The organism is Mycobacterium sp. shizuoka-1 (assembly GCF_002723835.1).
Classification (GTDB): Bacteria; Actinomycetota; Actinomycetes; order Mycobacteriales; family Mycobacteriaceae; genus Mycobacterium.
The window spans coordinates 63,322-69,321 of the sequence record NZ_BEWG01000029.1 but is presented as its reverse complement, the minus strand read 5'-3'; the positions used below and the strand labels follow the sequence as shown (position 1 = coordinate 69,321).

The following is a 6,000-nucleotide window of genomic DNA, read 5'->3' as shown; positions in this document are numbered from 1 at the left end:
ACTTGTCCGCGACAGCGACCGGAGCCTCGAATTAGCAGTCGTCGTGTACGTCGCGGATACCTTTGCGCCACCTAGAGATATCGAATCTCATGACGTGTACCACGACGAGGCGCTCACACCGCTCGCCCGTCTCATCTGTCAACGCGCCAGCGAAGACGCCCGAGTAACGCTCAAGCTCCGACGCTGCTTCGACATTACCGCCGCCAACTCAGCACAAAGCCGCAAGAAGAACCGTCTGGCCCGCGCCACCGCCCGCATCGACTCGATGTCACACCACTCCGGGACGCGGTGGTCTCGGTGACGCCCGCCGCAACCCGCGGGCCGCGCTGCGTGGTACGGATCCGACATGTTGCGGCCCCTGATGATTGATCCCTCGCTGCCGCGGATCGGTGTGACCGAACTACGCCGCCAGTTCGGCCGAATACTCGGTGAAGTAACACAGGGACAGACCTACGTCATCACCCGGCGCGGGCGAGAGATCGCGGTGCTCATCCCGGTGGAGGAATACCGCCGCATCGCAAATAACTGACTGCGCGATCACTGGGCGGCGTTCTTGCGCGCTTACGTCGACAACGCGCATGTCGGCGGTCGCGGCGGCCAGCGTTGACTTAGAGACGCTCGGCTGTGATCATTTGCCACCGTGACGTAATGGCCTTTAGTCGGTAAGAACCGACAGGCCGAATCCCATACCCGTGGGAGCGACAGTTCCCGCATGTTCGGCGCGTGGACAGAGGACGGCCACGCAATTCCGAACTCGTAGTGGTTGTTGCCCCTGTAATCGTGCGTCGCTGCTCGTCGGGTAGCTTCCAGTTCTCAAGAACCAGACTGCGCAGGCTGCCGGCAGGGGATGACGCGCCCGCTTCAGCCCTTCGGCGGGTAGGGGTCCCTTTTGCCGACTGTGTCCGTGTTCCGAATCTGGTTATTGTCTTTGCGGTGGTCTCGAACCTCGCCGCCGCCGCTTCGTTCTGCGAAACCGCGCGCGGCCTCGTGCGCCTCGGCCTGGGTCTCGTAGCGTCCCGCAGCTTTCTCTGCTCCCGCACGTTTGGCGCCCCAGTCACCTGAATTTGTGTCGTACTGCACGTCGTAGTCAGCCACGATGGTTCTCCTAATTGACCGGATCGGTTGTTGGCAACCTACTCCCGCAGCACGACACGGACGCTGAACCGGCACCTGGATTCGAGCGCTCATCTAACCGGCGGCGGCGACTTCTAAGAAGCCTGCTGCTGTTCGTGTTGTATCTCGTCGATGAGGCTGCGCAGCGTGCGCGTACCCAGTTTGTGTACGTCGTCGCTGAGATAGTGCTCGTTGACGCGTTCGCGGAGTCCGATCGCAACGTTCAGGCGGTCAATTTCCATCGCCCCGCGCCAGGGTGCGGGCCGACGAAGCATCTCGGCCACCTCGCTGGACCGGGAGTGCAGGTAGTGTGCTCTTCGGTCGTCGAGGGGTCCTGTCACGCTGTTGCGACACGATCCGATACGACACCCGACGCGAGTGCGAATATCGGTGTGACTCAACAGCTGTCGTGCAGCTTTGGCCGACACGGTGGCTCCGAGTAGGGGCAGGTAAATGCCGCCGGCGGCGCCACCGCCTTGGTCCTTATCCGGGTCGGGGGCCTTACGGTAGCGAGCCATCGTTTGGGAGTGGTTGACCTTCTCGAGCATCCCCAGGCCGACTGAGTAGGCGTCGGCGTGACCCATGGCCAGTGCAGCGCGGCCAATGTTGCCCGACAGCCCAAGCGTGACGGTGAGGTCGTGTTCACGGAACTGGTCGAGCACCCCAAAAGCGGCGCGGATCTTGCGGATACCTTCGTCGTCGCCACCGAAGGGCGAGAAGCGGATCTCGACGTCGTTGATCCCTGCGCCGGCGTACTCGGCGGCAAGGTCGATGCCGAGGCGGCCCACGGCGGTGGTCGACACCGTGATCACGGCCCGGGTGGGCTTGTCCTCGCCGACGGCCAGCCGGGTCCGTTCGGCGAGGTCGACGTTGAGGCGTGCGGTGCGCTCATCGGTCACATAGAAGTGCGGGGCGGTGAAGTGAGTGACCCGCGCCGGGTGCTTGTCCACAGTCAGGCCGACCAGTGCGGCGCGTGCCGCCTGGTCAGCGGAGAGGTTGTCAATGTCGTAGGGCTGCCCGGTCCACAGCGGGAACTTGTCGAGGCCGAAACCCTCGTCGGCCAGCCGTTCTGCTGCGGGCTCCCAGTACACCTGCAGGCCCGCGTCGGCGGCAGCCGCTGCCGCAGCCGCTTGGTGACGCGCAGCCTTGGTATCGAGGGTGATGGCGTCGGTGCCGGCGTGCTCGCGGGACAGGAAGTCTTCGACCGGCTTGTGGTCGTTAGGTCCCAGCCGAAACTGAATGCCCATCGTGGTGAAAGTCCTCTCGCCCCAGGCGTCGTTTCGTGACAGACTACATGACATAGGGACTGACAAAAGGAAGACAGGCAGACGATATGGGAGCTAATGCGCTCGCCTCGACCGTGTCGAGTGCGATCGAGCGCTTGGGATTGACCTACGAGGAGGTCGGCGGCATCGTCGATGCCTCAGCGCGCTCGGTGGCGCGCTGGACCTCAGGTCAGGTCGTCCCGCAACGCCTCAACAAGCAACGACTAATCGAACTGGCCTACGTCGCCGACGCGCTGTCCGAGGTGCTCCCCCGCGACCAGGCCAACGTCTGGATGTTTTCGCCAAATCGATTACTCGCGCACGGCAAGCCCGCCGACCTGGTACGCGACGGCGAATACCAGCGCGTCTTGGCCCTCATTGACGCCATGGCCGAAGGGATCTTTGTGTGAGCGATGCGCTCGACGAAGGACTGGTGCAGCGCATCGACGCGCGTGGCACCATCCAGTGGTCGGGAACGTGCGCTCGGTACACCGGCGCCCGCCGTGATCCTTTATCGGGGGAAGGGGCACGCAGATTCGGCGGCAGGTGGAACCCGCCGTTGCTGTTCTCAGCGATCTATCTGGCCGATTCCGCGCAAGCGTGCATGGTTGAAGTGGAACGCGCCGCGCAGGCGGCATCAACGACCCCGGAGAAGCTGCTCGAAGCCTCCTACCGGCTGCATACCATCGAGGCCACCGACCTGTCAGTCCTGGATCTCACCACCCCAGAAGCCCGCGAGGCGGTAGGACTGGAAGACGACGACATCCACGGCGACGATTGGTCGGCCTGCCAAGCAGTAGGTCATGCCGCATGGTTTCTGCATGTGCAAGGCGTCCTGGTGCCCGCAGCCGGCGGAGTCGGCCTAGTCATAACCGCCTACGAGCAACGCACGCGCCCGGGCCAACTGCAGGTCACTCGCAGCGAGCATCTGACGCCTGCCCGCTACCGCGAACTGCGGCAACTGTGATCAACATCCATTGCTCCTCAACCGCGTTGACTGAGGGCCGTCCGTGAGGGGATGTGAGTGACTCACGGCTGCGCGAACGGCTCAAAGCGACTCGTGCACGCAAGTCGTCGCCGACCATGTGATGCCGGTCAGGGGTGACCCGCTGCCGTCGGTCAACAGCGGAACGACGGGCACCATCGATGCCTGGCCAGGTTGGGCTCACCTGAAGAAATTCGGTACCGACGGTTCCGGTATGTTTCGTCCTCACAAAGTACGGCGATAGTACGTAGGCGTCGGAGGAGATGAGTCCCGACCCGGCGCGCGGGGCTATCGGATGGTTGGCGTCGAAGGGGGTGTCGCTGATGTCCATGGCGATCGGTGGCCCACGGTGCTGATCGACCTTCTAGCGAGCGAAGCCGGTCGAGGCGCGAATCCTCCGGCGATCTCCTACCTCGCTACCGACGTCGGCCTGTGGATGTCGCTTCCAGCGTTCGCGCCTGCATTAGTCATCGTTGGTGTCGTCTTCTTTACTGCCCGTCGGAACCGACGTCGCGAACCAGGTTCCGCGGAGAGCCCCGTCGTCGAGAGGAACGAGAACGCATGATCGCTCGGACACTCCAGTTCAGCGCCGCCATCGCAGCTGCGGCGACGCTATCTGCCCTAGTCGGCTGCGGATCCACGACGACGGATTCAACATCGTCGACCAGCCAGGCTGCGTCGACAGCCGCCACGACGATCTCCACGGAGCCGCCTCGGCCCCAACAGGCGTCACCAGCGACTGACGTCACCCTCGTTGTGGTCTCGATCGCCGGGGGGACGGTCACTCCGACGAACGGCCAAGCGCAAGCCACAGTCGGAAAGCCGATTGTGCTGCAGGTGACCAGCGACGACGCCGACCAACTGCACGTCCACTCAATACCTGAGCACACCTTCAGCATCGAACCGCGCCCAGATCAGACTTTCGAGTTCACTGTCGATGTGCCCGGACAAGTCGACATCGAGCTCCACGACCTCAATCGCACTGTCGTCACCATCCAAGTTCGGCCGTGACTCCGCACGTCGAAATCTTCGCGCACGGCGTAGGAGGTTCCACTGACCTTCCTGTACCGCTGTCGTTCGCCCTCATCGGTGCGGCATGGGCCCTGACGGCAACTTTCGCGATCGTTGCCCTCGCTTGGAAGCACCCGCGCTTCGACCCCGCAAAGCCCGGCCGCGAATTACCTGCCTGGGTCAGCCGTGCCGTCGACTCTCCGACGGCGCGCTGGATCATCGCGATATTGGCACTGCTGTTTGCGCTATGGGTTCTGGTGGCCGCCATATGGGGCCCCGCCGGAAGCGACAACGCTCTGCCCGGCGCGTTCTACGTCCTACTTTGGGTCGGGCTCGTTGCTCTCTCGGTCTGCGTCGGCCCAGTCTGGCGATTACTGTCGCCGCCACGCACTGTTTATCGCATTTACGGCATCGTTCGACGAAAGGGTCCCGATAGCTCGGGCCGCTCCTACCCGCAACACTGGGGTTACTGGCCGGCGGCCTTCGGGCTTTTCGCCTTTGTCTGGCTGGAGTTGGCCAGCCCTGACCCGGGCTCCCTGGCTGCCATCAAGACATGGCTATTAATTTACGCACTGGCTATGGGGTTGGGTGCGTGGGCTTTTGGCGCACGGTGGTTCGCGCGGGCAGACCCGTTCGAGGTCTACAGCATGGCGGTATCGCGGCTATCACCTTTTCGGCGTGCGCCGGCATCGGGACGAATAGAACTCATCAATCCCCTCGATCATCTACCGACGCTGCCGGTGCGTCCTGGAACCGTCGCCGTTCTGGCGGTGCTGCTGGGCTCTACTGCGTTCGACAGTTTCTCCCAGGCTCCGGCATTCCGAAACTTCGTTGATCGCACCGCAACAGGAGTTCCGTTCTTCGGAGACGCCGGCGGTGCGACCGTGCTGCGGACAACGGCATTGGTCGTGTTCGTCGCGGTTGTCGGTACGACTTTCTGGGGTGCGGCACGAGCAACCGGCGGCATCAGCCCTCAGGAGCGCCAACGACTTCCCGGCCAGTTAGCGCACTCGCTGATACCCATCGTGGTCGGCTACATATTCGCCCACTACTTGTCTTACCTCGTCGAACGCGGACAGGAAACTGTCGTGCGCTTGGCTGATCCGTTCGGCCTGGGTTGGCGACTGTTCGGATTGGCGCCGGATGACGTCAGTTACGTCTTGTCTCAACATCCGTCAGTGCTCTGGACGATCAAGGTTGCCTGTGTGGTCGTGGGGCACATCGTGGCGGTGATCTCTGCGCACGATCGCGCTTTGCGGTTGTTGCCGCAACAGCATCAGATCACCGGTCAGGTGGCGATGATGCTGACGATGGTCGGCTACACCTTCACCGGTCTCTACCTTCTGTTCGGAGGCTGATAACAGCCTCTCTCGCAGATTTCTCAACGTCCTACTGAGTGGCATAGTAGATTGTGGACCCGTCAGGTGAGGTGGGACCGATCCCGACTAAGCACTGTGGCGGAATCCTGTCGGGGGATTCCGCCACAGTGTTACTTCGAGCGAGCTCCCGAAGCGGCCGTCCAGCTGGCGTCTAAGCCGGAGGGTGAGCCTATTTTTAGGTGGGTCCCGCCGACGGCGTAATACCCATATCGCCGACACCGGTTGGTCAGCCGCTTGGGATTTGGGC

The 6,000-nt window shown here is 63.1% G+C and carries 8 protein-coding genes; 6 read left to right on the top strand and 2 right to left on the bottom strand.

Annotated features, from left to right (window positions below; all coding sequences use genetic code 11):
- Positions 1-301, top strand: a 301-nt coding sequence (locus tag MSZK_RS32895; RefSeq protein WP_233211218.1) for a hypothetical protein, incomplete at its 5' end; no start/stop codon positions are given.
- A 45-nt stretch (positions 302-346) separates the two neighbouring features.
- Positions 347-529 carry a type II toxin-antitoxin system Phd/YefM family antitoxin gene (locus MSZK_RS10440; protein ID WP_041321980.1) on the top strand — a complete coding sequence of 61 codons (183 nt, stop codon included), beginning with the start codon at positions 347-349 and terminating at the stop codon, positions 527-529.
- Positions 530-861: 332 nt separating this feature from the next.
- On the opposite strand, the gene MSZK_RS10435 is transcribed toward MSZK_RS10440, so the two are convergent.
- A complete protein-coding gene (locus MSZK_RS10435) occupies positions 862-1,095 on the bottom strand; it encodes a DUF2188 domain-containing protein (RefSeq protein ID WP_011767805.1) in 234 nt (77 codons plus the stop codon).
- A gap of 113 nt (positions 1,096-1,208) precedes the next feature.
- The gene (locus MSZK_RS10430) at positions 1,209-2,360 is read right to left on the bottom strand and encodes a hypothetical protein (protein WP_233211217.1); all 1,152 of its coding nucleotides are present in this window, start codon (positions 2,358-2,360) and stop codon (positions 1,209-1,211) included.
- Between the two features lie 86 nt (positions 2,361-2,446).
- On the opposite strand from MSZK_RS10430, the gene MSZK_RS10420 reads away from it, so the two are divergent.
- From MSZK_RS10420 to MSZK_RS10400, 4 genes are all read left to right on the top strand, one after another.
- Entirely contained in the window at positions 2,447-2,788 is a 342-nt protein-coding gene (locus MSZK_RS10420) for an antitoxin Xre/MbcA/ParS toxin-binding domain-containing protein (RefSeq protein WP_011767807.1), read from the top strand.
- Positions 2,785-3,345, top strand: coding sequence for an RES family NAD+ phosphorylase (locus tag MSZK_RS10415; protein ID WP_011767808.1), 561 nt, complete (start codon positions 2,785-2,787; stop codon positions 3,343-3,345). Before MSZK_RS10420 ends, MSZK_RS10415 begins: the two co-directional genes overlap by 4 nt.
- A 579-nt stretch (positions 3,346-3,924) precedes the next feature.
- Entirely contained in the window at positions 3,925-4,374 is a 450-nt protein-coding gene (locus tag MSZK_RS10405) for a hypothetical protein (protein WP_011767810.1), read from the top strand.
- On the top strand, positions 4,371-5,732 hold the full coding sequence (locus MSZK_RS10400; protein ID WP_011767811.1) for a hypothetical protein: 1,362 nt from the start codon (positions 4,371-4,373) through the stop codon (positions 5,730-5,732). Before MSZK_RS10405 ends, MSZK_RS10400 begins: the two co-directional genes overlap by 4 nt.
- Positions 5,733-6,000 lie beyond the last annotated feature (268 nt).

What these genes read in the sequence shown, in the direction of transcription:
- MSZK_RS10440 (WP_041321980.1), top strand. Translation starts at nt 347, where the DNA reads ATGTTGCGGCCCCTGATGATTGATCCCTCGCTGCCGCGGATCGGTGTG.
- MSZK_RS10430 (WP_233211217.1), bottom strand. Translation starts at nt 2,360, where the DNA reads ATGGGCATTCAGTTTCGGCTGGGACCTAACGACCACAAGCCGGTCGAA.
- MSZK_RS10420 (WP_011767807.1), top strand. Translation starts at nt 2,447, where the DNA reads ATGGGAGCTAATGCGCTCGCCTCGACCGTGTCGAGTGCGATCGAGCGC.
- MSZK_RS10405 (WP_011767810.1), top strand. Translation starts at nt 3,925, where the DNA reads ATGATCGCTCGGACACTCCAGTTCAGCGCCGCCATCGCAGCTGCGGCG.